Below are 24,410 nucleotides of genomic sequence, written 5' to 3' on the forward strand. Positions count from 1 at the left end.
TGCAGTCGATGTTGTGCCGCCTTACCCTTCCTGTACATCAAGATTGATGCGGTCAGGTGCTTGCGTCTCGTCTTCATCTTCGAGTTCTCTTAATTCTACTTCTTCTTCTTCACCGTTGAGGATTTTAACATCCATACCAAGACTCTGAAGCTCTTTAATTAATACTTTAAATGATTCTGGTACACCTGGCTCTGGTACATTATCACCTTTAACAATAGCTTCATAAGTCTTCACACGACCGACAACGTCATCGGATTTAACTGTAAGAATCTCTTGCAAAGTATATGCCGCACCATAAGCTTCAAGTGCCCAAACCTCCATCTCACCAAAACGCTGTCCACCGAACTGCGCTTTACCACCAAGCGGCTGCTGCGTTACTAGTGAATATGGACCTGTAGAACGTGCATGCAGCTTGTCATCAACCATGTGCGCAAGCTTGATCATGTACGATACGCCGACAGAGACACGGTTATCGAATGGTTCACCGGATCTTCCATCATAAAGGACAGTCTTCGCGTCACGTGGCATACCAGCTTCTTCTAGCGTTTCCCAAACATCTTCCTCACGCGCACCATCAAATACTGGTGTTGCAACGTGGATGCCCAGCGCACGAGCTGCCATACCTAAGTGAAGCTCAAACACCTGTCCGATATTCATACGAGATGGTACCCCTAGTGGGTTAAGCATGATATCAACTGGTGTGCCATCTGGCATGAATGGCATATCCTCTTCTGGAAGTATCTTAGAGATAACCCCTTTGTTACCGTGACGTCCGGCCATCTTATCTCCTTCAGAAATCTTACGTTTCTGAACGATATAAGCACGTACAAGCTGGTTTACACCTGGTGGTAATTCATCGCCATCTTCACGGTTGAAGATCTTAACATCCAATACGATACCGCCGGCACCATGAGGTACACGAAGAGATGTATCACGGACTTCACGAGCCTTCTCACCGAAGATCGCATGCAATAGGCGTTCTTCTGCAGATAGCTCAGTTACACCTTTAGGCGTTACTTTACCAACAAGCAAATCACCATCGGAAACTTCAGCACCAACACGGATGATTCCGCGCTCGTCAAGGTTCTTCAGTGCGTCTTCCCCTACATTAGGAATATCGCGTGTGATTTCTTCCGGTCCTAGCTTCGTATCACGTGCTTCAGACTCATATTCCTCGATATGGATAGATGTGTAAACATCATCTTTCACAAGGCGTTCACTCATGATGATAGCATCCTCGTAGTTGTAACCTTCCCATGTCATGAAGGCAACAAGAACGTTACGCCCAAGTGCAAGCTCTCCATCCTGCATGGAAGGTCCATCGGCAAGGATTTCACCTTTTGTCACACGGTCACCTACGCTGACGATCGGACGTTGGTTATAGCAAGTTCCTTGGTTGGAACGATTGAATTTCTGCAGACGATAACGATCTGTATCGCCTTTTACTTCACTGCCGCCTACTTCTGTTACACGGCGTACAATGATTTCTTTCGCTTCAACGCGCTCTACAATACCTTCTGCGCGGCAGATAACAGCTGCACCGGAGTCTTTTCCGGATACATATTCCATACCGGTACCTACGATTGGTGCTTCTGGCTGCATCAACGGTACTGCTTGTCGCTGCATGTTCGCACCCATCAATGCACGGTTGGAGTCATCGTTTTCCAAGAACGGGATACATGCTGTCGCAGCAGATACAACCTGTTTCGGTGATACGTCCATGTAATCGATACGTTCACGAGCTACGATTGTATTCTCCTCACGGAAACGTGCAACGACTTCTTCGTTTGCGAAGCCGCCATCTTCTGTTAGCGGAGAGTTTGCCTGTGCGATAACGTAGTTATCCTGCTCATCAGCAGTAAGGTAATCAATATGTTCAGTTACAAGGTTTGTCTCCGGATCAACACGACGGTAAGGTGTCTCGATGAAACCGAATTTGTTCACTTTCGCATATGTGGAAAGGGAGTTAATCAAACCAATGTTCGGACCCTCTGGCGTTTCGATCGGACACATTCTTCCATAGTGGGAGTAGTGTACGTCACGCACTTCAAAGCCAGCACGTTCCCGAGTCAAACCACCAGGTCCCAAAGCAGAAAGACGACGTTTATGCGTCAATTCACCTAGCGGGTTTGTCTGGTCCATGAACTGAGAAAGCTGGGAGCTTCCGAAGAATTCTTTAATAGATGCAATCACTGGTCGGATATTGATCAGCTGCTGCGGCGTGATAGCTGACGTATCCTGAATGGACATACGCTCGCGTACTACACGTTCCATACGGGATAGACCAATACGGAATTGGTTTTGCAGCAATTCACCTACTGAACGTAATCTTCTGTTACCAAGGTGATCGATGTCATCTGTGTCGCCAACTTCATACAATAGGTTAAAGAAGTAGCTGACTGCTGCCACGATATCAGCAGGGTCTAGATTCTTCACACTGTCATCAACTGTAGCATTACCAGTGACACTCAGTGTACGTTCGCCTTCAGGATCAGTTGGGTCGACGATTTTAATTGTTTGCACGACAATCTGATCTTGTACTACACCGTCATGCGGCTCCAAGATATTCTCGCCGAACTTGCCGTTTGAACCGTCAAGATAAGGAAGAATCTTATCAAGTAGACGACGATCTAACTTGTCGCCTTTTTGTGCAAGTACTTCACCAGTCTCTTCATCGACAATTGGCTGTGCCAACGTCTGGTTGAACAAACGGTTTTTAATATGAAGCTTTTTGTTCATTTTGTAGCGGCCTACATGTGCTAGGTCATAGCGTTTTGGATCGAAGAAACGAGAAACAAGCAGGCTTTTCGCGTTCTCTACAGTAGGCGGCTCTCCTGGACGAAGGCGCTCGTAGATTTCAAGCAACGCTTTTTCAGTAGTTTCTGTGTTATCTTTCTCCAACGTGTTACGTAAGTACTCGTTCTCACCGATCAAATCGATGATTTCCTGATCACTTCCGAATCCAAGCGCACGAAGCAAGACAGTGATAGGAAGTTTACGCGTACGGTCGATACGGACATGGACTACATCCTTCGCATCCGTCTCGAACTCAAGCCATGCACCACGGTTCGGAATAACAGTTGCCGTATGGCCACGTTTTCCGTTCTTGTCGAATTTCTCACTGAAATAAACACTAGGGGAGCGAACAAGCTGTGATACGATAACGCGTTCAGCACCGTTGATGATGAACGTTCCTGTATCTGTCATCAATGGGAAGTCACCCATGAATACTTCCTGTTCTTTTACTTCGCCTGTCTCGTTATTCAACAAACGGACTTTCACACGAAGCGGAGCGTTATAGGTAACGTCTCTTTCTTTTGCTTCATCTACTGGATATTTCGGTTCGCCAAGGCTATAGTCGACAAATTCCAGCGATAAATTACCCGCGAAATCCTCGATCGGGGAAATATCCTGGAACATCTCTCGTAATCCTTCTTCTAAGAACCATTCATAAGAAGCAGTTTGAATCTCGATAAGATTCGGTAACTCTAGCACTTCACTAATACGTGCATAGCTTCTGCGCTGGCGGTGTCGTCCATACTGAACTACTTGACCTGTCAACAGCTTCACCCCTCAAATCAAACATTAGTAATGTATTCAAGCTGCAATCCGTAGACTGCAGTAAATCAACATCCTGCAGCAGAAATCTCCTGCTGTGAGTCTCTCACTTGACCGACCTTTTTCGGATAAAGGTCTGCCTGAATTGCCGGAATGCCGATTGACTTTCCATGCAATAAATTATATATTGTAGCTAACATAAATGAATCGCCACAATATTTGCATTGTTCACATCTTCTGTTTACATAGAAAAGCATTCGCATAAATACGAATGTGATGTGAATGTTGTAATGAAACGGGCTTACCTTCCTGTTTAACAAAAATCAGAAAGTGGTATAGTTCCAACAGCGTAACACTCCTACTGTCCTTCCTGCGCCGCCTTCAAGCTAAAAACGAAAAAGGTTTTTACATAAAAACCGTTAAAAATTCAGCTTGCTAGCTCCTCCGAATGGCGACATAACCCTGATCATACATATTTAGATAAAATCGACGAAGGCAAAAACATAATAATGATAGCAGTCTTGCCATGCGGCCGACAGTTTAAACACGATTCTCTAAGAAAATTATAATCCTCTCCGAGTATCGTTATCTATTGGCATTTTACAATACTACCACAAGCTTTTATACGAGTCAATCTTTTTTAGCTAATAGAATGTAATAGCCCTTTTCCTTCTTGACGATTTCACACGAGCCGAAAAGCTGATTCAATTTTTCCTGAGCAGATGGGGCACCTTGTTTCTTTTGAATGACAACCCAGAGCTCTCCTTGAGGAAGCAGCGCCTGGTAGCTCTCTTCAAATAACTGATGTACAACCTTCTTGCCTGCTCGGATTGGAGGGTTAGTAGCAATTGCCGCGAACTTCCGGTCCGAATAAGCGGTTAAGCGATCACTCACATAAAAATGTGTATTATCCGCTCCATTAGCCTCAGCATTCTGTTTTGCAAGTGATACTGCGCGCTCATTGACATCACTCATCACAATCGCGCGATTTGCGAATGCTTTCGCAAATGAAATGCCGATCGGTCCATATCCACAGCCAAGATCCAGTATATCCCCTTCTGTTTCAGGCTCCCTGAAGACATCAATCAAAATCCTGGAACCGAAATCCACTTCTTTCTTGGAAAATACCCCGGTATCCGAAGTGAACACAAGTTCATTGCCTTTTAAAGTGAATCGCCATGTAGTAGGAGCACTTTTAGATTGCGGCTGATTGGTATAATAATGATCCGACATAATTGGTCACCTTCTTTATTCAGGATCCATTCACGATTGCCATGGAGAGATAGATAAAAGGAAAGCTCGCCCGAGGGCGAGCTTTCTTGTTATTACTTAACTTCTACAGAAGCTCCAGCTTCTTCAAGTTTAGCTTTAAGTTCTTCAGCGTCAGCTTTAGAAAGACCTTCTTTGATGTTTCCAGGAGCGTTATCTACAAGATCTTTAGCATCTTTAAGACCTAGACCAGTTGCTTCGCGTACAGCTTTAACAACTTTGATTTTAGAAGCGCCAGCGCTTGTAAGAACAACGTCAAATTCAGTTTGCTCTTCAGCAGCTTCAGCAGCTCCGCCACCAGCTACAGCTACAGGAGCTGCAGCAGTTACGCCGAATTCTTCTTCGATAGCTTTAACAAGATCGTTCAATTCTAGAACGGACATACCTTTAATCTCTTCAATGATTGTCTCTTTAGACATGATATTTCCTCCTTGGGGAATGTTTTATTTTGTTTTGAAGTCTCAGGCAGCCTTAAGCGCCTTGCTCTTCTTTTTGTTCTGCGATTGCTTTCGCAGCGTATGCGAAGTTGCGAACTGGTGCTTGTAGCACGCTAAGCAACATAGAAAGCAAACCTTCGTAGTTCGGTAGATCTGCAAGTTCTTTAACTTGATCTACAGAAGCCACGTTGCCTTGGATGACACCAGCTTTGATTTCTAGTGCTTCGTTCTTTTTCGCGAAGTCGTTCAAGATCTTAGCAGGAGCAATTACATCTTCATTACTGAAGGCAATAGCAGTTGGGCCTGTCAAGTTCTCGTCTAGTTCTGTCAAACCAGCAATTTCCGTAGCACGGCGAGTCAATGTGTTTTTGTAGACTTTGAAATCCACACCAGCTTCACGAAGCTGTTTGCGTAGTTCAGTCACCTCAGAAACAGTAAGACCACGGTAGTCTACTACGATTGTAGATTGGCTCGCTTGGAATTTCTCAGCGATTTCAGTTACAACCTGTTGCTTTTGTTCGATGATCTTGGACATATGTTCCACCTCCTGTTAGCTTGTTCACCATTATACCTGGAGTTAACATGAAAAATGCCTCCATTCGACATGGAGGCATGATCACAAGGAACAGTCGGAACAGACTGCCTTTATATCTCACACACCTCGGCAGGAGATTAAGCCCTAGGGCACCTGCTGTCTTAGGTATAACGTTTATTAGGTTTTAACCACAGTTGATTATATAGTGTTTCCAATTAGATGTCAACAGACAATTAACGGAATGGTGCTACGTCAACTTTGATTCCAGGACCCATAGTAGAAGCGATTGCTACGTTCTTCATGTAAAGGCCTTTGGAAGCTTGTGGTTTAACTTTAATAAGTTGTTCAATCAATGCAACAAGGTTTTCTTCCAATTTCTCTTGAGAGAAGGAAGCTTTACCGATTGGTACATGGATGTTGGACTGTTTGTCAACGCGGTACTCAACTTTACCAGCTTTGATTTCCTGGATAGCTTTTTCTACGTCAAATGTAACAGTTCCAGTTTTAGGGTTAGGCATAAGACCTTTTGGTCCTAGTACACGGCCCAATTTACCAACTTCAGCCATCATGTCCGGAGTTGCAACGATAACGTCGAAATCGAACCAGCCTCCGTTGATTTTCGCGATTAGATCTTGTTCGCCTACGAAGTCAGCGCCAGCAGCTTCCGCTTCTTTTGCTTTATCGCCTTTAGCGAATACCAATACGCGTTGAGATTTACCAGTACCGTGTGGCAATACCATTGCGCCACGGATTTGCTGGTCAGCTTTCTTAGGGTCTACTCCCAAACGGAAAGCAGCTTCGATTGTTTCGTCAAATTTAGCAGTAGCTGTCTTTTTGACAAGCTCAACAGCTTCTTTTACTTCGTACAATGCAGTACGGTCAACAAGCTTAAGTGCTTCTTGTTTCTTTTTGCTTTTTACAGCCATTTCCTTTTCCTCCTCGGATTGTGGTTTTAACGGTAGGACCTCCCACTTGTTAAAGCGGAGCGGACAATGTCCGCTGATAGCCGGGAAATGCCGGCTTTTAAAAAGGCTGCGAAATGGTATACTCCATTCACGCAACCTCGTCAGTTTCTATGATTGAATCAGAATTAGTCTTCGATGACAATTCCCATACTGCGAGCAGTACCTTCAACCATACGCATTGCTGATTCAACGTTTGCAGCATTCAAGTCAGGCATTTTTGATTCCGCAATCTCTCTTACTTTATCGCGTTTAAGTGTAGCGACTTTGTTACGGTTCGGTTCGCCTGAACCTGATTCGATACCAGCTGCTTTCTTAAGCAAGACTGCAGCAGGCGGAGTTTTGGTGATGAATGTAAATGAACGGTCTTCGAATACCGTGATTTCAACTGGAATGATCAAGCCAGCTTGCTCTTGCGTGCGGGCGTTAAATTCCTTACAGAATCCCATGATGTTCACACCTGCTTGACCTAGTGCCGGCCCAACTGGTGGAGCTGGATTCGCTTTAGCTGCAGGGATCTGCAATTTTACAACTTTGATTACTTTTTTAGCCACGAGACACACCTCCTTAAGTCCGTGATGTGGTAATAGGGTTTTGCACCCTCCCACTCAACATGTCTGTATAGCTATATATTATAGACTATAGTCATTAACATTAAGATTCTAGCATTTATCTATAAACAATGCAAGGGGCTTCCAAATAAATTCCGATTGCAGGATTATAATTTTTCGATTTGGGAGAAATCAAGCTCCACTGGAGTTTCCCGCCCAAACATATTTACATGAACTTTCACTTTCTGTTTATCCATGTCGATATTTTCGATCGTTCCAGTAAAGTCGTTGAACGGTCCATCAGTAACACGAACACTTTCCTTCTCTTCGAAGTCGAATTCTGTAAGTGTCTCTTCCATGCCCATCCGTTTAAGGATTACTTCGACTTCTTCCTCCAAAAGCGGTGTCGGCTTCGAACCTGAACCAGTGGATCCGACGAAACCAGTTACGCCCGGTGTATTACGAACTACATACCAGGAATCATCCGTCATGACCATTTCAGTCAATACGTAACCAGGGAAGACTTTCTTCATCGCTGTCTTACGTTTACCGTTCTTGATTTCTGTCTCTTCATCCTCAGGAACAACGACGCGGAAGATTTTATCTTCCATTCCCATGGAATCGAGTCTTTTCTCAAGGTTGGCCTTTACTTTATTTTCATATCCAGAATAAGTGTGTACGACATACCATCTTTTTTCCATGCTGTCAGGACAAGCGCTTGTCCTTCCCTCCCTTTGGTTTAGTTATTGTCGATGCTGGGCAAAAAGACCAATTTAAAAAACCCGTCGGAACGGGTTTTTTTCTACGAGCAATATTTAATATCATTATAGCATATATCAGCGGGCATTATTCAAAAGAATAAATTTAAAATCTCAGAGATCCCTAAATCAACTAAACCGAAGAATATAGCAGCGAACACGACTGTTAAAACTGTCACGATCGTATAGCGATATAGTTCTTTACCGGTTGGCCAGCTAACCTTCTTCATCTCTTTAGATACATTTTTCAAAAACGTAACAGGATTCATGGTACTACCCCCAAACTCTCGCCGACTATTTCGTCTCCCGATGAACAGTATGCTTGTCGCATCGTTTGCAGAATTTCCTAGTCTCTAAGCGTTCTGATTGATTCCCACTCTTTGCTGTGGAATAATTGCGGCTCAAACATTCCGAGCACGCTAATGTAACTGATTTACGCAAAATTCTTCACCCTCTCGGGTATTTTGACACAATTTTACTGTAGCACGCATGAAAAGGCTTGTCAACGAAGCTTTATAACGTAACTTCGCTGATTTCAAGATAGCGCTCAAGCTTTCGCTTCACACGCTGCAGGGCATTATCAATCGATTTGACATGCCGCTTCAATTCCTCAGAGATCTCTTGATAAGACCTGCCGTCAAGATAGAGAGCCAATACCTGTCTCTCCAGTTCACTGAGCAGCTGCGCCATCTTCTCCTCCATATCAAGGAACCGTTCCTGATTGATCAAGACGTCTTGCGGATCACCCGCTTTAGAGCTGACTATGATATCAAGCAGAGTCCTATCGGATTCCTCATCATAGATTGGCTTGTCCAGCGATACATAAGAATTAAGCGGAATATGCTTCTGTCTTGTCGCCGTCTTGATTGCTGTGATGATCTGCCTGGTTACACAAAGTTCGGCGAACGCCTTGAATGAAGCGAGCTTCTCTCCATTAAAATCACGGATGGCCTTATAAAGACCAATCATCCCTTCCTGGACAATGTCTTCCCGGTCGGCTCCTATCAGAAAATACGTACGAGCTTTCGCTCTGACAAAGTTTCGATACTTGTTAATCAGAAAATCTAGGGCATCAACATGACCTGCTTTGACTAAATCTACAAGAACACTATCTTCCATCACTGCGTAATCCTGGTCTACCGTCCGTTGCTTGACAATTGTCACTTAAGGATTCCCCCTGACCATGTATACCGCGAATTCATAGGGTCATTATACAGGCGGTCTAAATAACCGTCAATATACTACTTTGGCTATTTCTTCCTTCTGCGCCATGCTTCGAGTGTTTCCCTCACTTCGGGTTTTAAAGGGATTTTTGGCGGAAATTGTCGAGTATTGTACTCTTGGATTTCCTGGTCGATCTCCCGCTCGATTTGCTTTATCTCCAGATATAGTTCTCTGGATGATTTACGGAGTGCACCTTGCCCAAATATAGTACGCTGTTCTGCATAATCAGAAGTTGCAACGTAAACTTGTGTCTTGACATTTTTCAACGTTTTAATCAGTTTTTCGATACGGTCATCCGCCGTCTCTTTTTCTTTTGTATAGAGAACTTCTACTTTATAATTTTCGTATTTTTTCTCCAATCCCCTCACATGATAGGCATCGAATACGACAATTACCCGATGACCTGTGTAAGCCTGATACTCGGCCAGCTTCTCAATCAGCAGCTGGCGGGACTGTTCAAAATCCGTATCGCGGAGTGCATGCAGTTCTTCCCATGCCCCGATGACGTTATAGCCATCGACCACTAATATGACCATCTTTATTCCCCTAGGGGATGACGCTGGCGGTTTACTTCATACATGAGAAGACTTGCCGCGACACTTGCATTAAGGGAAGTGACTTTACCATGCATAGGAAGCGAGACTGTCCAATCACATTTCTCCCGGACAAGCCTGCTGATACCTTTTCCTTCATTTCCGATTACAAGGGCAATTGCTCCGACTGCATCCAGACGGCGATAATCAATCGCACCTTCTGCTGCCGTACCAGCAACCCAAACATTCCGTTCCTTCAAATGATCAATCGTCTGCGCCAGATTCGTCACGCGGGCGACCGGAATATACTCGATAGCTCCCGCAGAAGTCTTGGCTACCGTAGCGGTCAAGCTGACTGAACGTCGCTTCGGAATGATGACGCCATGTGCTCCGACTGCATCTGCCGTACGCAGAATAGAACCAAGATTATGCGGATCCTCCATTTCATCAAGGATGATGAAGAACGGCTGCTCTCCCCGTTCTTCTGCTACACGGAATAGGTCATCCACTGAGCTGTATTCATATGCTGCAACCGAAGCAACAATCCCTTGGTGAGTGCCCTCGATCAATTGATCTAATTTTCGTTTCGGTACTTTCTGTACGATTGTACCGCTTGCCTTTGCGAGTTCCTGAATTGACTGCCATGTTTTTGGCTGCAAATGCTCCGAAACCATGATTTTGTTAATTGAACGGCCAGACCGCAACGCTTCCGTTACAGGGTTTTTTCCGATTATCCATTCATCTGCCATGCTGCTGACTCCTTCCTTCTACATGTTTGATAGCTGCTTGTATAAGGGTTTCCAGACGATCTGTATCTTCCAGCAGATAGTGATACCCAATAAGTGCTTCAAAGCCTGTGCTATATTTGTAAGTCTGTACATCTGTATTTTTAGGCACTGTACCAGACTTGGCATTACGCCCTCTCCGAAAGACCGCCTGTTCTTCCTCCGACAGCATGTCCTGCTCGAGCCATTCCCGGACCACCTTCGCTTGTGATTTTGCAGAAACGAAGGTGACCGCTGCGTGGTGCAGCTGATTCGGTTTTACTTCTCCTTTTTGCAGGAGATGCCGGCGGACATAGATCTCATATACAGCGTCTCCCATATAAGCGAGCGCCAGACTTTTCATTTGTTTCACGTCCATGTATTATCCTCTTTTCCAGCGCGTACCCTGCGATGTGTCCTCAAGGATGATATTTTTCTCCTTAAGCAAATCACGAATTCGGTCTGCTTCCTGGAAGTCACGGTTCTTGCGGGCTTCCACACGCTGTGCTAGCAAGTCTTCAATTTCATCATCCAGCAATTCTGCCTCTGCAGCAAATTGGATACCAAGCACACTGCCGAATTCTTCGAATGCTTTTATAAATGCTTCGATAACCTGCTCGGATGTTTGCTCCTGCTGCAAGTAAACATTTGCTTCTTTAGCAAAATCGAATAGGACAGAAATAGCGTTGGCTGTGTTGAAATCATCATCCATTTCTTCTTCGAAGCGATTTTTAAGCTCATGGATCGTTCCCATTACACCATTCGCATTATTATCCTGATTTGTGCTCGCAGCTTTTCTGTGCTGCAGATTATCATAAGCATTTTTAATTCGTGCCAAGCCAGTCTTTGCACTTTCCAATAATTCATCCGTGAAATTGATTGGATTGCGGTAATGAACGCTTAGCATGAAGAATCGCAATACTTGCGGATCATGTTTCTTGATCAAATCATGCGCAAGAATGAAGTTGCCCAGTGACTTGGACATTTTCTCATTATCAATATTGATGTGCCCGTTGTGCATCCAATAGTTCGCAAATGACTTCCCATTAAGGGCCTCTGATTGAGCTATTTCATTTTCATGGTGCGGGAAAGTAAGATCAGTTCCGCCTGCATGAATATCGATTGTGTTACCAAGATGTTTTTTAACCATCGCGGAGCATTCGATGTGCCAGCCCGGGCGTCCTTCGCCCCATGGCGTTTCCCATGAAATTTCTCCCGGCTTTGCATTTTTCCATAGAGCAAAATCAAGTGGATCGTCCTTCTGCTCACCAACACGAATGCGGGCACCTGAGCGCAATTCATCAATGGACTGATGCGACAACTTACCGTAACCATCAAAGGAACGTGTGCGGAAGTAGACATCGCCTTCGGATACATACGCATACCCTTTATTGATCAAGCCTTGCACAAAATCTATAATCTCTTCCATACTCTCCGTTACACGGGGGTGAAGTGCACCTTCTTTGACTCCTAGTGCAGATGTATCTTCCTGATAAGCCTGGATGAATTTCTCTGCAACCGCGTAAACATCTTCGCCCATCTCTTTCGCCGCATTGATGATTTTGTCATCCACATCTGTGAAGTTCATGACATATGTGACATCATAACCGCGATATTCAAGATAGCGGCGGACTGTATCAAATACGATCGGTGGTCTTGCGTTACCGATATGAATATAGTTATAAACAGTTGGGCCGCAAACGTACATGCTTACCTTTCCTTCTTCAAGCGGAACGAATGGCTCCTTCTTTCGGCTCAATGTATTATAAATTTTTACCGACATGCTGCTTCTCTCCTTTTGCTGCGGCTAATTCCCGCTGTAATTCTTTAATTTCCAGATCCATTTTCCTTAGTTTCTCCGCAACTGGGTCCGGCAAATCCTGATGATCCAAATCTCTTCTGATACGTTCACCGTCTTTGATGACGACACGTCCAGGGATTCCGACTACCGTCGAACAATCGGGAACATCATGCAGGACAACAGAACCTGCACCTATCTTCGAGTTTGCACCAATCGTAATCGAACCTAACACTTTAGCTCCTGTCGCGATAAGCGCATTGTCTTTGACGGTCGGATGCCGTTTGCCTTTTTCTTTCCCCGTCCCCCCTAAAGTCACGCCTTGGAAGATCGTTACATTATCACCGATTTCGCACGTTTCACCTATGACAACACCCATGCCGTGATCGATGAAGAATCGTCTGCCAATCGTGGCTCCGGGATGTATTTCAATACCGGTGAAGAAACGGCTCACTTGTGAAACAACACGGGCAAGGAAATAGAATTTATGCTTGTAGAATAGGTGTGCAATTCGATGTGCCCAAATGGCGTGCAAGCCGGAATACGTTAGGATAACTTCCAGATAAGAGCGAGCAGCTGGATCCTGGTCGAAGACTACCATAACATCCTCTTTCAGCATCTTGAAAAATCCCATTTTCCCCTTCCTTTCCGCTTCTACCGTTTCACGAAAAAAAGCGCCCCTGTACAATGACAGAGACGCTTTTTGCGCGGTTCCACTCTATTTGGGCGAGCCCATATGGCTTCCCCAGCTTCACTCAGATAACGGTGAGAACCGCTTTTACCTACTATTATTTCGGCAAAAGACTCCGAGGCGCATTTCAGCAAAAGCTCTCCAAAGCCGCTCACAGCGTATGCGGCTCTCTCTGGATGGAAAGTTAGATGCGTACTTCTCCTCTTCTACGTTCAAATGTGTAGTACTACTATATTATATTTCAGCAAAAAAGTGAATATTTTACTTTGTCAGCTGTTCGATTGCTGCACGAAGACGATTTTGGACAACTGTCTCGCCAAGCAAGTGAATGGAGTCCGGCAGCTCTGGACCATGTGTTACGCCTGTTGTAGCAACACGGATCGGCATGAAGAGTTTCTTACCTTTTTGACCAGTTTGTTTCTGCGTCGATTTTATCGCACCTTTGATCGTAGCCGGTTCGAATGCTTCCAACGCTGAAAGCTGTTCAGAGAATGCTTTTAAGACATCCGGTACTTGCTCGTCCTGCAGTACTGCCATTGCTTCTTCATCATAAGCGATTTCTTCTTGGAAGAATAACTCCGTCAACTCGACAATCTCTGCACCATAATTCAACTGTTCTTTGTAAAGAGCGATAAGCTCTGCAGCCCAGTCACGGCGGGAATCTTCCATGTTCTCAGGCAGTTTGCCTGCCTGAATCAAATGCGGCAATGTTAATTTCTCGATACGACCAGCATCTTCTGATTTAATGTATTGGTTGTTCATCCATTTCAGCTTCTGCGGATCAAAGATTGCAGCAGAAGTGGAAAGACGATTCGGATCGAAAATCTTAATGATTTCATCTTTGGAGAAGATCTCTTCTTCTCCAACTGGTGACCAGCCAAGCAAACTGATGAAGTTGAACATCGCTTCCGGCAGATAACCTAAGTTCTTATATTGCTCGATGAACTGCAGGATATGCTCATCACGTTTTGACAGCTTCTTACGGTTTTCGTTAAGAATCAATGTCATATGTCCGAATTGCGGTGCTTCCCAACCGAATGCTTCGTAAATCATAAGCTGCTTCGGTGTATTGGAAATATGCTCTTCTCCGCGGAGGATATGTGAAATCTCCATTAGATGATCATCGACGGCCACAGCAAAGTTATACGTTGGGATACCGTTCTTCTTCACGATAACCCAGTCGCCGAAGTCACTGGACTCGAAGCTGATCTCATCACGTACAATATCGGTAAATTTGTAAGTTTTATTTTCCGGCACTCGGAAACGGATGCTCGGCTGTCTGCCTTCCGCTTCAAACTTCTCTTGCTGCTCCGGCGTCAGATCACGGTGCACACCAGAATACTTAGGAACTTGACCATTCGCCTTTTGTTCCTCACGCTCTTTCTCTAATTCCTCTTCTGTCACGTAGCATTTGTAAGCTAGACCGCGATCCAGCAATTCATCTACATACTTCTTATAGATATCCAGACGTTCCAATTGACGATATGGTCCGTATTCGCCGCCGATATCGGCACCTTCGTCCCATTTGATACCAAGCCATTTCAGATAGCTGAACTGGCTTTCCTCGCCGCCTTCAACATTTCGTTTTTGATCTGTATCTTCTGTGCGGACGATGAATTTGCCATCATGGTGACGGGCATATAAATAGTTGAATAGTGCAGTTCTTGCGTTTCCAATATGCAAATGTCCAGTCGGACTAGGCGCATAGCGCACACGTACAGGTTTTGACATATGAATAACTCCCTTTCGATTATGTTAGGCTTGCTGCAAAAGGACGACTGCTTGCGCAGCGATTCCTTCCTTCCGGCCAGTGAAGCCAAGCTGTTCAGTCGTTGTTGCTTTCACATTGATCTGACCCGGTTCTGCATCGAGCATCCCCGCTACGTTTTCACGAATCTGATCGATATATGGTGCCATTTTAGGTGCTTGTGCAATAACTGTGCAATCCAAGTTCCCTAGTTTGTATCCTTTTTCTTTTACAAGCTGCCATACATGACGCAGCAATACTTCCGAGTCTGCATCCTTGAAAGCAGGATCAGTATCCGGGAAATGTTTACCGATGTCACCCAGTGCTAAGGCACCAAGACACGCATCCGCAATCGTATGTAATAGTACATCCGCATCTGAATGGCCTAGCAATCCAAGTTCGTAAGGGATTGTAATCCCGCCTATGATACACGGTCTATCCTCTGCAAATGCATGTACATCAAATCCTTGTCCAATTCGAAACATAATGTGACCTCGCTTTATTTACCATTTAAAAATGCTTCCGCTTTGTATAAATCCTCTGGTGTCGTAAGCTTCATATTATCATAGCTGCCTTCTACGATGAACACATCCTGATCGAGGCGTTCCACTAATGAGGCGTCATCCGTTCCCAGCACACCGTCAACCTTAGCCGATACATGCGCATCATAGATAAGATGGTAATCAAAAGCCTGCGGTGTTTGCGCAGCCCACAGCAGCCCTCGATCCATCGTTTCCAAACGATTACCACGGCGAAGCTTGATTGTGTCTGTGACAGGTACCGCAAGTATCGCTCCGCGATGCTCAAGACAAGCCTCAGCCAAGGCATGAAGTCTCTCGATTGTGACAAAGGGCCGCGCACCATCGTGTATAAAAACGATACCGGACTTATCAGGCAATGCTTCCAGACCCATCAGGACACTCTCCTGTCGCTCGCTGCCGCCTTCTGTCAGGTTGATCGGCGTTGTCCATTTCTGTGCTGCCAGAAGCTGCTGCATCAATTCACGATCCGCTGTACTTACAACAAGTGTGATCGATGCACACCAGGGATCCTGCTCGAAAACATTCAGCGTATGGACAATGAGCGGCTTTTGCCCAATTGTAAGGAATTGTTTATTATGGCCTGCCTGCATCCGTTTACCTTGCCCGGCAGCTAACACAATAGCTTGATAGTACATCTATTTTTACCGCCTTATTTTAAGTCGAATCCAAACAAAAGCGATAACATCCCATGTTATCACTTTTGTCTACTTCTATCATGTTATACTTTTTTACAATGCTTTTTCAAGTAATTTCGGCTTAGCGAAGATCATTCGGCCGGCAGAAGTCTGCAATACACTCGTGATGAGTACCTCGATTGTCTTGCCGATATAATTCTTGCCTTCCTCGACGACGATCATCGTACCGTCATCCAAGTAAGCCACACCTTGATTATGTTCTTTCCCGTCTTTGATCACCTGAACAGTCAATTCCTCACCCGGAATGACTACCGGCTTCACTGCATTAGCCAAGTCATTGATATTCAACACCGGTACATTCTGGAACTCACATACCTTGTTCAAGTTGAAATCATTTGTTACGACAATACCATTGATAACTTTCGCCAATTTGACTAGCTTGGAATCTACTTCCGGAATATCTTCGAAATCACCTTCGTAGAATTCCACTTTGACACTCGGCATCTCTTTTTGGATGCGGTTCAGGACATCGAGACCGCGACGGCCGCGGTTCCGCTTCAACGCATCAGATGAATCAGCGATATGCTGCAGTTCATTCAATACGAATTGCGGGATGACTATCGTACCCTCCAAGAAATTCGTCTCGCAAATATCTGCGATACGTCCATCGATAATAACACTCGTATCGAGCAGTTTTGATTTAGGCTGAACAGCCTGGACACTCTCTTCTCCAGCTTCTTGCTCATCCGCAGCCTTCTTCTTATCCTTTTTCGCCAAAGTCATCATATTCAAGAACTCATCCCGGCGCTTGAAGCCAACCTGGAACCCGATGTAGCCAAGAAAAATTGTGACGAACAGCGGCAAAACCTCTGAAACAAGCACAAAACCAATACCGCGAATCGGAATCGTAATCAAGTAAGCTACAACCAATCCGATAATGAGCCCGATGCTGCCAAAGAACAAATCAGCAGCAGGTGTCTTGACTAGTGAGTCCTCCACCCAATGGATGAAGCCGACAATATAATCGACCACCCAAAACAGTAATAAGAATAATAGAATAGCTCCGCCAATCAATCCGACGATTGGGGAATCAAGCCAACCAATGTTGGTAAGGTTCACTAGATCCATCAATCTAGGAATGTAGAGAAACCCAACCATACCGCCTGCAACGATAATAAATAATTGCACGATTCGCTTTAACATTACTGTCACCTCCTAACAGAAAGTATTACCTGAAATAAAATATATTAGACGTAAAAATAAATAATTGCAGTTTAACCGTAGCACGTTTTAGATGCCCAGTCAATTTAGGAAACATTACATAGTAGCATAGTTTCAGAGAAGATGTCAAAAAATATTACCAATTAAGGAGAGGTTAATCCTCTCCCAAGACAATATGAAGTGCTTCACTTACGGAGTTAACTCCGACTACTTTAATACTTGCCGGGACCGTCCAGCCATCTAAATTCTTCTTCGGTACGATTGCTCGCTTAAACCCAAGCTTGGCCGCCTCTTGGACACGCTGTTCAATCCGGGATACACGTCTCACTTCACCTGTAAGACCCACTTCCCCGATCAAGACATCATCTGGCTTGGTCGGCTTATCCTTAAAGCTGGATGCGATGCTGGCAGCTACCGCCAGATCGATGGCGGGCTCATCCAATCGCATACCGCCGGCAATCTTGACGTATGCATCCTGATTCTGCAGCATAAGTCCTACCCGTTTCTCAAGCACCGCCATTAAAAGCGGCACCCTGTTATGGTCTGTACCGGTAGCCATACGGCGCGGGTTTCCGAAGCTGGTTGGTGATATAAGTGCCTGGATCTCGACAAGAACAGGGCGTGTCCCTTCCATCGATGCTACAACTGTTGATCCAGCCGCACCTTGTGATCTTTCTTCCAGGAAGATTTCAGACGGGTTCGTAACTTCCCTTAATCCTTCTTCCTTCATCTCGAAGATACCCATTTCATTCGTACTTCCAAACCGGTTCTTTACACTGCGCAGTATTCGGAATGTATGATGACGTTCCCCTTCGAAATAAAGAACCGCATCCACCATATGTTCAAGCATTCTAGGACCAGCGATGGCGCCTTCTTTCGTTACATGACCAACGAGGAAAATCGGAATGCCATTCGTCTTGGCTACCCGCATCAGCTCACTTGTACATTCCCGTACCTGTGTAACACTTCCCGGTGCACTGGTAACTTCTTCCCGATACACGGTCTGGATGGAATCGACTACAACAAACGCCGGCTTCACTTCTTCAATATGCCGTGTGATGTCCTGCAGATTTGTCTCTGATAATACATAGAGCTGATCTGCCTTTACACCGAGACGATCTGCTCGGAGTTTCGTCTGACGGGCAGATTCCTCTCCGGAAATATACAGAACCGGCAATTCCTTCTCTGCCAGCTGTGCACTAACTTGAAGAAGCAAGGTAGATTTACCGATACCAGGGTCTCCCCCGATAAGCACAAGTGATCCTGCTACGATTCCTCCGCCGAGCACCCTGTTGAACTCCGGCAGATCCGTTGTTACTCTCGGTTCCTTTTCGGAGTGAATGGCTGTAATCGACTGAGGCTTTGCAGCTGTGGTTGTTGTATTTGAATGACGGAAGGCTCCGCTACTAGCTGGTGTAACAACTTCTTCCGTAAAGGTATTCCAATTATTGCAGCTCGGGCATTTGCCCATCCATTTTGCGGATTCATATCCGCATTCCTGACATACATACTTTGTCTTTCTTTTTGCCAAACCTATCAAATCCTTCTTCATCATTTTATACGATAATTACGGCATAAAAGTTACAGAAATATATCAAACAAAATTATTATTATAGAAAAAATTACACAAATCAAAGCAAAAAGGGAGGCGAAAACACCTCCCTATTCATTATTTGCCTGTAACGACATACTTACCTTCTTTATCTACATCAATATTCACTTGTTGTCCTTTGCTGATGTTCTCGCGCAGGAGTTCCTCTGATAATAGATCTTCGATATTCTTCTGGATTGCTCGGCGTAATGGTCGAGCACCATATTCTGCATCAAATCCGTCATTAGCGATCTTCTCAATAACAGCATCTGTCAGCGTGAATTCAATATCCTGCTGAGCAAGACGTTTCTTAAGCTGATCTGCCATCAACGTCACGATATCCTTCATATGTTTCTTCTCAAGCGGATGGAATACGATCGTTTCATCAATACGGTTCAAGAACTCAGGACGGAAGGCTTTTTTCAGCTCTTCTGTCACTTTCGCTTTCATATCCTTGAAGTTCTGATCTTCGCTATCCATTGTGAAGCCAAGTGACTTGCTGCGTTTCAGCTCACTTGCACCTACATTGGAAGTCATGATCAGAATCGTGTTGCGGAAATCGACCAAGCGACCTTTTGAATCTGTCAAACGGCCATCTTCCAGTACTTGAAGCAAGATGTTGAATACTTCTGGGTGCGCTTTTTCCACCTCATCAAGCAATACAACAGAATATGGTTTACGACGGACCTTCTCAGTAAGCTGTCCGCCCTCTTCATACCCTACATATCCTGGAGGTGAACCGACAAGACGTGCAGTGGAATGGCGTTCCATGTATTCCGACATGTCGATACGGATCATCGCATCTTCATCTCCGAACATTGAATCTGCCAAAGCACGCGCTAATTCCGTCTTACCGACACCTGTAGGTCCAAGGAAGATGAATGACCCAATCGGACGTTTCGGATCCTTAAGACCAGCACGTGCACGACGAATTGCTTTGGAGATAGCAACAACAGCTTCGTCTTGCCCGATGACACGTCCATGCAGTGTCTGCTCCATATTAAGCAAACGTTCTGACTCATCCTTAGTCAGCTTGGCAACAGGTACACCAGTCCAGATAGAAACAACAGAAGCAATATCTTCTACAGTGACTTCACTGCTTTCCTGACCTTGCTTTTCTTTCCACTGATCCTTCGTCTGATCCAGCTGATCACGCAGACGCTGCTCTGTATCGCGCAGAGAAGCCGCTTTTTCGAATTCCTGACTTTGAACAGCTGCATCTTTTTCTTTGCGCACTTCCTCTAGCTTTTGCTCAAGCTCTTTCAAGTTTGGCGGAGCTGTGTAAGAACGCAGGCGCACTTTGGAACCTGCTTCGTCAATCAAGTCGATCGCCTTATCCGGAAGGAAACGGTCTGTGATATAACGATCAGAGAATTCTGCTGCTGCACGGATAGCTTCATCCGTAATCGTTACACGGTGATGGGCTTCATATCTGTCACGCAGACCGGTAAGGATCTGAACAGATTCTTCAACAGATGGTTCATCAACTTGGATAGGCTGGAACCGACGCTCAAGCGCTGCATCCTTTTCGATATATTTGCGGTATTCATCCAATGTAGTAGCACCGATACACTGCAGTTCACCACGTGCAAGGGATGGCTTCAGAATATTGGAAGCATCAATTGCTCCTTCTGCTCCACCTGCACCAATAAGTGTATGCAGTTCATCAATAAAGAGGATGATATTCCCCGCCTGGCGAATCTCTTCCATTACTTTCTTCAAGCGATCCTCGAATTCCCCGCGATATTTCGTACCAGCTACCACAGTACCCATATCAAGCGTCATGACACGCTTATCCCGAAGAATTTCCGGTATTTCGTTATTGATGATTTGCTGTGCAAGTCCCTCAGCTACTGCTGTCTTACCTACACCCGGCTCTCCAATCAAAACAGGGTTATTTTTAGTCCGGCGGCTAAGTACTTGAATGACACGCTCGATTTCTTTCTCACGACCGATAACTGGATCGATATTGCCTTCTTTGGCAATCGCCGTAAGATCTCTTGCCAAGCTATCAAGAGTAGGCGTATTCGCTCTAGAAGACTGGCTGCCACGCTGTTTCCCAGCAGAAGACTCATTGCTTCCCAATAGCTGCAGCACTTGCTGACGAGCTTTATTTAAGCTGACACCGAGGTTATTCAGTACACGTGCCGCAACACCTTCACCCTCGCGGATCAAACCTAGAAGGATATGCTCCGTGCCCACATAAGAATGACCAAGCTTTCTCGCTTCATCCAAGGAAAGCTCAATTACTTTCTTCGCACGTGGTGTGTAATAAGGTGTACCAGTGATTTTCTGGCCGCGCCCGATCAGCTGCTCAACCTCTTCCTGAATACGTTCTGTTTCCAATCCTAGTGTCGTAAGAGCTTTAGCAGCAATGCCTTCCCCTTCGCTCACAAGACCCAATAGGATATGTTCTGTACCGATATTGTTATGCCCTAGACGCACTGCTTCTTCTTGTGCAAGTGCAAGGACCTTTTGTGCTCTTTCAGTGAAACGTCCAAACATCATAGGAATTCCTCCTTGGTCAGTCAGTTATTTTCTAAATGCAATCTCTCTCTGATGAGGGAAGCACGTAATACATCTCGTTCTCTGCCAGATAAGCTTCTTTTTGCATAATGCTGCAGGAAGCCTGGCTGTATTAATACCATTAATTCATTAAGTATGGATTGAGGCATATCTTGTATATACCCAATATCAATGCCTAATCTAACATCCGATAAACAGGTTGCTGCTTCCTTTGATTCAATTATACGGCTGTGCAGCAATGTACCATAAGAACGGAAGATCCGATCCTCCAGCTGGATACTCAGCTCCTCTGTCAATGTCTCGCGAGCCTGTCTTTCCTGCTCGACCAACTGGCTCACTACACTTTCCAGATCCTCGACAATATCCTGTTCTGATTTCCCCAGAGTGATCTGGTTGGAAATTTGATAGATATTGCCTTGCGCCTCGCTGCCTTCGCCATAAATACCGCGTACGACAAGTCCTAGCTGGTTGATTGCTGGTGTCAGCCGAGTCATTTGATGTGTCATGGTCAAAGCAGGCAGATGCATCATTACAGAAGCCCTAAGTCCAGTTCCTACATTCGTTGGGCAAGTAGTAAGATAACCTCTTTCCTCATCGAACGCATATGTTATCTTCTGCTCAAGCCAATCATCCACTTCAAAAGCTTCTGAAAGTGCCTCTCGCAGCTGGAAGCCTGGCAAATACAGCTGAATGCGCAGGTGATCTTCTTCATTTACCATGATAGAGACTTGTTCGCTTTCGGATAGCAAAACTCCTGCCTCCTCCGCATGTTCTGCTAAATGCGGACTTATCAAGTGTTTCTCGACGAATACCTTCTTCTCAATCGGGGACAGATCTGCAATACGTAAGAATTGCAACTTTCCTCGATCATTAAAATCAGCATCCTGATAGCTTTCCTGGAAGAAATCAAGCACGTCATCCAAATCCTCTGCCTTAGCAATTAAAGGGAAAGTGCGATTTTCAAAGTTTCTAGCCAGGCGGATTCGGCTGCTCATGACTATATCACAGTCCGGTCCGTTTTCTTTCATCCAAGGGCTGATAGCATCACTCATGAAATTCTCTAGTGACATTAGCTCTCACCCTCTTCCTGTCCGTCTTTCTGCTGCTCCAACGAACGAATTTTATCGCGGAGCTCTGCTGCTTTCTCAAATTCTTCTTCCTGAATGTATTGCTGCATAGATTCGCGGTATGCTGCAATCTTCCGTTTTTTCTCTATACCGCTGCCCATCCGCTTTGGTATCTTGCCTTCGTGTTTTGTATTGCCACTGTGTACACGGCGGAAGATAGGATTCAGATTGTCTTCGAAAGTTTCATAGCAGGAAGCACAGCCAAATTTCCCTAATCGGGTGAACTCATTATATGTCAGCCCGCACTTCGGGCAAGCAAGTGCTGCTGGCGCTTGGGCGAAGTGTTTATGTCCTTGAACAGTCGATGGGTTCATATGGAATAGACCAGATAATAAGTTATGCAAGGAATACCCTTCTTGGCCGTAGGAGACATAACCATTCTCTTTCGCACAATGCTCGCAAACATGCATTTCCGTCTTCTGTCCGTTGACGACATTTGTTAAATGCAAGGTTGCTGGTCTTATATGACACTCTTGACATTCCATCCTAATACCTCCTTATCTGACTAGTACTTGATAGCAGTCAGCATTGAAACCAAAATACGGGTCCTGACTTCATCACGAAGCGGAAGAGGAAAGGCTAGTGTCTCCCGGCTGGTTGCTCTAAGCATGATTTTCGCTTCCCGTTCAGTCAATATCTTCTCTTCAGCAAGCCGTTCGATGATACTATTTGCAGTCTGCTGTGAAACTCGGGGCTGCACCATTTCAATTACGTCGTCTATCAAACTTGCTTCTGTATGATGCTTTACCCGAATGATACGAATATAACCGCCGCCTCCACGCTTACTCTCGACGAGATATCCTTTCTCAACAGTGAATCTCGTCTTTATTACATAGTTGATTTGTGAAGGCACGCACTGAAAACGATTAGCTACTTCACTTCTCTTTATTTCCACTTCCTGCGCATCTGTTGATTGAAGAATCTGCTTTAGGTAAGCTTCAATGATGTCCGATATATTGCTCACACAAGTCGCCTCCCTTCCTTTGACTTTGACTATCTTTGACTTTATTATATACATTTTGCAGGAGGAATGCAAAGCTCTTCTCCCCTAGCATAGCCTCTAATAACAGAAAAAAAACCCTTAAAAGGGTTTTAACTTTTCACTGTACTAACTGATCGGATATTTGATAGGTTTGTAAGTTCCTCAAAGAGTTCCATTTCATTTATAGCGTAACGTGTTGCCAGCTCAACATGTAACATTCTGTTGTCTTGATGATGTTTTCTCATCTTCATGTTAGTTAACGCTAGATGATGACGTTCGAGTATTTCCATGATAGGTGCTACACCTTCTTCTCTATCCAGTTCAATTTCCAGACGATATACTTTTTGCTTTTTACTTGATAAAAACAGCTTCTCAAAATTATTCAAGAAGATAAGAATCAGCAAAATGATAATAGTAGTGAATACTGCTTCCATGTACATTCCTGCACCAATAACGAGCCCAAGTCCTGCTACCGTCCAAACAGAAGCAGCTGTCGTAAGTCCTCGCACTGTCGTACCATTTACCAGTATTGTTCCTGCACCTAGGAAACCGATACCACTGATCACATATGAAGGTATACGCGCGGGATCAAACTGTACATAGTCATGCTCCTCACTAAAGGCTGTAAAACCATATAAAGATAGAATCATCATCAGACAAGACCCTACGCCCACGAGGATATGTGTGCGCAAACCAGCATGGTGATTGCCCAGCCCACGTTCCATCCCGATAGCTCCGGAGAGGAATACTGCTATTATAATTTTCATCATTACAGTTAAAAATTGTTCATCAAAGTATTGCTCCATCTGTGCTTCCCTTCTTTCTCTCTCATTACATTGTATGAATATCGACATATTAGTATGAAGTATTTATATCCCCTAATAGCCAGAAGTATAAAGCAAGAAATACAAAAAAGCTCCCGATAAGTTATTGAATAACCTATCAGGAGCTTTCATTTT

The 24,410-nt window shown here is 44.8% G+C and carries 26 protein-coding genes and 2 other annotated features; all 26 genes read right to left on the reverse strand.

The genetic code is table 11. The features are described from left to right. Positions 1 to 21: 21 nt before the first annotated feature. Entirely contained in the window at positions 22 to 3,561 is a 3,540-nt protein-coding gene (gene rpoB / locus CHH58_RS17475; protein WP_038565154.1) for a DNA-directed RNA polymerase subunit beta, read from the reverse strand. 65 nt (positions 3,562 to 3,626) lie between these two features. Next, on the reverse strand, positions 3,627 to 3,758 hold the full coding sequence (locus CHH58_RS18815; protein ID WP_255220341.1) for a hypothetical protein: 132 nt from the start codon (positions 3,756 to 3,758) through the stop codon (positions 3,627 to 3,629). 430 nt (positions 3,759 to 4,188) lie between these two features. After that, on the reverse strand, positions 4,189 to 4,791 hold the full coding sequence (locus tag CHH58_RS17480) for a class I SAM-dependent methyltransferase (protein WP_095231149.1): 603 nt from the start codon (positions 4,789 to 4,791) through the stop codon (positions 4,189 to 4,191). Positions 4,792 to 4,883: 92 nt separating this feature from the next. Then, complete coding sequence (rplL, locus tag CHH58_RS17485; RefSeq protein WP_095231148.1) at positions 4,884 to 5,246, reverse strand: 50S ribosomal protein L7/L12; 363 nt, start codon at positions 5,244 to 5,246, stop codon at positions 4,884 to 4,886. Positions 5,247 to 5,298: 52 nt separating this feature from the next. Continuing rightward, complete coding sequence (gene rplJ, locus CHH58_RS17490) at positions 5,299 to 5,799, reverse strand: 50S ribosomal protein L10 (protein ID WP_095262906.1); 501 nt, start codon at positions 5,797 to 5,799, stop codon at positions 5,299 to 5,301. Between the two features lie 39 nt (positions 5,800 to 5,838). After that, positions 5,839 to 5,983 (reverse strand) — a sequence feature (ribosomal protein L10 leader region). A gap of 49 nt (positions 5,984 to 6,032) precedes the next feature. After that, the gene (gene rplA, locus CHH58_RS17495) at positions 6,033 to 6,725 is read right to left on the reverse strand and encodes a 50S ribosomal protein L1 (protein WP_095231146.1); all 693 of its coding nucleotides are present in this window, start codon (positions 6,723 to 6,725) and stop codon (positions 6,033 to 6,035) included. A gap of 164 nt (positions 6,726 to 6,889) precedes the next feature. After that, a complete protein-coding gene (gene rplK, locus CHH58_RS17500; RefSeq protein WP_141235032.1) occupies positions 6,890 to 7,315 on the reverse strand; it encodes a 50S ribosomal protein L11 in 426 nt (141 codons plus the stop codon). Positions 7,316 to 7,479: 164 nt separating this feature from the next. Next, positions 7,480 to 8,013, reverse strand: a complete 534-nt coding sequence (gene nusG / locus CHH58_RS17505; protein ID WP_038565138.1) for a transcription termination/antitermination protein NusG — start codon at positions 8,011 to 8,013, stop codon at positions 7,480 to 7,482. A gap of 149 nt (positions 8,014 to 8,162) precedes the next feature. Further along, positions 8,163 to 8,339, reverse strand: coding sequence for a preprotein translocase subunit SecE (gene secE, locus CHH58_RS17510; protein ID WP_038565135.1), 177 nt, complete (start codon positions 8,337 to 8,339; stop codon positions 8,163 to 8,165). A 25-nt stretch (positions 8,340 to 8,364) separates the two neighbouring features. After that, positions 8,365 to 8,511, reverse strand: coding sequence for a 50S ribosomal protein L33 (rpmG, locus tag CHH58_RS17515; RefSeq protein ID WP_084160788.1), 147 nt, complete (start codon positions 8,509 to 8,511; stop codon positions 8,365 to 8,367). A 72-nt stretch (positions 8,512 to 8,583) separates the two neighbouring features. Beyond that, entirely contained in the window at positions 8,584 to 9,234 is a 651-nt protein-coding gene (gene sigH, locus CHH58_RS17520; protein WP_095231143.1) for an RNA polymerase sporulation sigma factor SigH, read from the reverse strand. An 86-nt stretch (positions 9,235 to 9,320) separates the two neighbouring features. Then, on the reverse strand, positions 9,321 to 9,830 hold the full coding sequence (locus CHH58_RS17525) for an NYN domain-containing protein (protein ID WP_095231142.1): 510 nt from the start codon (positions 9,828 to 9,830) through the stop codon (positions 9,321 to 9,323). 2 nt (positions 9,831 to 9,832) lie between these two features. Further along, positions 9,833 to 10,576 (reverse strand): 23S rRNA (guanosine(2251)-2'-O)-methyltransferase RlmB, encoded by a 744-nt coding sequence (gene rlmB / locus CHH58_RS17530; protein ID WP_095231141.1) that lies wholly within the window; start codon positions 10,574 to 10,576, stop codon positions 9,833 to 9,835. Continuing rightward, positions 10,566 to 10,970, reverse strand: coding sequence for a Mini-ribonuclease 3 (locus tag CHH58_RS17535; RefSeq protein WP_095262907.1), 405 nt, complete (start codon positions 10,968 to 10,970; stop codon positions 10,566 to 10,568). The genes rlmB and CHH58_RS17535 overlap by 11 nt, the downstream gene beginning before the upstream one ends. A 3-nt stretch (positions 10,971 to 10,973) precedes the next feature. Next, positions 10,974 to 12,374: a cysteine--tRNA ligase gene (gene cysS, locus CHH58_RS17540; RefSeq protein WP_095262908.1), complete on the reverse strand. Its 1,401-nt coding sequence runs from the start codon at positions 12,372 to 12,374 to the stop codon at positions 10,974 to 10,976. Continuing rightward, complete coding sequence (gene cysE, locus CHH58_RS17545; protein WP_170937683.1) at positions 12,355 to 13,023, reverse strand: serine O-acetyltransferase; 669 nt, start codon at positions 13,021 to 13,023, stop codon at positions 12,355 to 12,357. Before cysE ends, cysS begins: the two co-directional genes overlap by 20 nt. 55 nt (positions 13,024 to 13,078) lie before the next feature. Further along, positions 13,079 to 13,298 (reverse strand) — a binding site (T-box leader). Between the two features lie 43 nt (positions 13,299 to 13,341). Further along, on the reverse strand, positions 13,342 to 14,811 hold the full coding sequence (gltX, locus tag CHH58_RS17550) for a glutamate--tRNA ligase (RefSeq protein WP_095233781.1): 1,470 nt from the start codon (positions 14,809 to 14,811) through the stop codon (positions 13,342 to 13,344). A gap of 24 nt (positions 14,812 to 14,835) precedes the next feature. Then, positions 14,836 to 15,312, reverse strand: a complete 477-nt coding sequence (gene ispF / locus CHH58_RS17555) for a 2-C-methyl-D-erythritol 2,4-cyclodiphosphate synthase (RefSeq protein WP_038565107.1) — start codon at positions 15,310 to 15,312, stop codon at positions 14,836 to 14,838. 14 nt (positions 15,313 to 15,326) lie between these two features. Next, on the reverse strand, positions 15,327 to 16,004 hold the full coding sequence (gene ispD, locus CHH58_RS17560; RefSeq protein WP_095231138.1) for a 2-C-methyl-D-erythritol 4-phosphate cytidylyltransferase: 678 nt from the start codon (positions 16,002 to 16,004) through the stop codon (positions 15,327 to 15,329). A gap of 93 nt (positions 16,005 to 16,097) precedes the next feature. Beyond that, entirely contained in the window at positions 16,098 to 17,207 is a 1,110-nt protein-coding gene (locus CHH58_RS17565) for a PIN/TRAM domain-containing protein (protein WP_095220635.1), read from the reverse strand. A 172-nt stretch (positions 17,208 to 17,379) separates the two neighbouring features. Next, complete coding sequence (radA, locus tag CHH58_RS17570; RefSeq protein WP_095220634.1) at positions 17,380 to 18,756, reverse strand: DNA repair protein RadA; 1,377 nt, start codon at positions 18,754 to 18,756, stop codon at positions 17,380 to 17,382. A 138-nt stretch (positions 18,757 to 18,894) separates the two neighbouring features. Further along, positions 18,895 to 21,324, reverse strand: a complete 2,430-nt coding sequence (gene clpC / locus CHH58_RS17575; RefSeq protein ID WP_095231136.1) for an ATP-dependent protease ATP-binding subunit ClpC — start codon at positions 21,322 to 21,324, stop codon at positions 18,895 to 18,897. A 20-nt stretch (positions 21,325 to 21,344) separates the two neighbouring features. Then, positions 21,345 to 22,412 (reverse strand): protein arginine kinase, encoded by a 1,068-nt coding sequence (locus tag CHH58_RS17580; RefSeq protein WP_095231135.1) that lies wholly within the window; start codon positions 22,410 to 22,412, stop codon positions 21,345 to 21,347. Continuing rightward, positions 22,412 to 22,954 carry a UvrB/UvrC motif-containing protein gene (locus CHH58_RS17585; protein ID WP_095231134.1) on the reverse strand — a complete coding sequence of 181 codons (543 nt, stop codon included), beginning with the start codon at positions 22,952 to 22,954 and terminating at the stop codon, positions 22,412 to 22,414. The genes CHH58_RS17580 and CHH58_RS17585 overlap by 1 nt, the downstream gene beginning before the upstream one ends. 20 nt (positions 22,955 to 22,974) lie before the next feature. After that, the gene (locus tag CHH58_RS17590) at positions 22,975 to 23,433 is read right to left on the reverse strand and encodes a CtsR family transcriptional regulator (RefSeq protein WP_095231133.1); all 459 of its coding nucleotides are present in this window, start codon (positions 23,431 to 23,433) and stop codon (positions 22,975 to 22,977) included. 128 nt (positions 23,434 to 23,561) lie between these two features. After that, the gene (locus CHH58_RS17595; protein WP_095231132.1) at positions 23,562 to 24,257 is read right to left on the reverse strand and encodes an MgtC/SapB family protein; all 696 of its coding nucleotides are present in this window, start codon (positions 24,255 to 24,257) and stop codon (positions 23,562 to 23,564) included. Positions 24,258 to 24,410 lie beyond the last annotated feature (153 nt).

Origin of the sequence: Terribacillus saccharophilus, from assembly GCF_002272745.1 — a bacterium.
GTDB classification, from domain to species: domain Bacteria; phylum Bacillota; class Bacilli; order Bacillales; family Amphibacillaceae; genus Terribacillus; species Terribacillus saccharophilus_B.

Excerpts from the sequence above, each read along its gene's own strand:
- CHH58_RS18815 (WP_255220341.1), bottom strand. The coding sequence starts at position 3,758 with ATGTTAGCTACAATATATAATTTATTGCATGGAAAGTCAATCGGCATT.
- CHH58_RS17480 (WP_095231149.1), bottom strand. The coding sequence starts at position 4,791 with ATGTCGGATCATTATTATACCAATCAGCCGCAATCTAAAAGTGCTCCT.
- rplL (WP_095231148.1), bottom strand. The coding sequence starts at position 5,246 with ATGTCTAAAGAGACAATCATTGAAGAGATTAAAGGTATGTCCGTTCTA.
- rplJ (WP_095262906.1), bottom strand. The coding sequence starts at position 5,799 with ATGTCCAAGATCATCGAACAAAAGCAACAGGTTGTAACTGAAATCGCT.
- rplA (WP_095231146.1), bottom strand. The coding sequence starts at position 6,725 with ATGGCTGTAAAAAGCAAAAAGAAACAAGAAGCACTTAAGCTTGTTGAC.
- nusG (WP_038565138.1), bottom strand. The coding sequence starts at position 8,013 with ATGGAAAAAAGATGGTATGTCGTACACACTTATTCTGGATATGAAAAT.
- secE (WP_038565135.1), bottom strand. The coding sequence starts at position 8,339 with ATGAATCCTGTTACGTTTTTGAAAAATGTATCTAAAGAGATGAAGAAG.
- CHH58_RS17525 (WP_095231142.1), bottom strand. The coding sequence starts at position 9,830 with ATGGTCATATTAGTGGTCGATGGCTATAACGTCATCGGGGCATGGGAA.
- rlmB (WP_095231141.1), bottom strand. The coding sequence starts at position 10,576 with ATGGCAGATGAATGGATAATCGGAAAAAACCCTGTAACGGAAGCGTTG.
- CHH58_RS17535 (WP_095262907.1), bottom strand. The coding sequence starts at position 10,970 with ATGGACGTGAAACAAATGAAAAGTCTGGCGCTCGCTTATATGGGAGAC.
- cysS (WP_095262908.1), bottom strand. The coding sequence starts at position 12,374 with ATGTCGGTAAAAATTTATAATACATTGAGCCGAAAGAAGGAGCCATTC.
- cysE (WP_170937683.1), bottom strand. The coding sequence starts at position 13,023 with ATGGGATTTTTCAAGATGCTGAAAGAGGATGTTATGGTAGTCTTCGAC.
- gltX (WP_095233781.1), bottom strand. The coding sequence starts at position 14,811 with ATGTCAAAACCTGTACGTGTGCGCTATGCGCCTAGTCCGACTGGACAT.
- ispF (WP_038565107.1), bottom strand. The coding sequence starts at position 15,312 with ATGTTTCGAATTGGACAAGGATTTGATGTACATGCATTTGCAGAGGAT.
- ispD (WP_095231138.1), bottom strand. The coding sequence starts at position 16,004 with ATGTACTATCAAGCTATTGTGTTAGCTGCCGGGCAAGGTAAACGGATG.
- CHH58_RS17565 (WP_095220635.1), bottom strand. The coding sequence starts at position 17,207 with ATGTTAAAGCGAATCGTGCAATTATTTATTATCGTTGCAGGCGGTATG.
- clpC (WP_095231136.1), bottom strand. The coding sequence starts at position 21,324 with ATGATGTTTGGACGTTTCACTGAAAGAGCACAAAAGGTCCTTGCACTT.
- CHH58_RS17580 (WP_095231135.1), bottom strand. The coding sequence starts at position 22,412 with ATGTCACTAGAGAATTTCATGAGTGATGCTATCAGCCCTTGGATGAAA.
- CHH58_RS17585 (WP_095231134.1), bottom strand. The coding sequence starts at position 22,954 with ATGGAATGTCAAGAGTGTCATATAAGACCAGCAACCTTGCATTTAACA.
- CHH58_RS17595 (WP_095231132.1), bottom strand. The coding sequence starts at position 24,257 with ATGGAGCAATACTTTGATGAACAATTTTTAACTGTAATGATGAAAATT.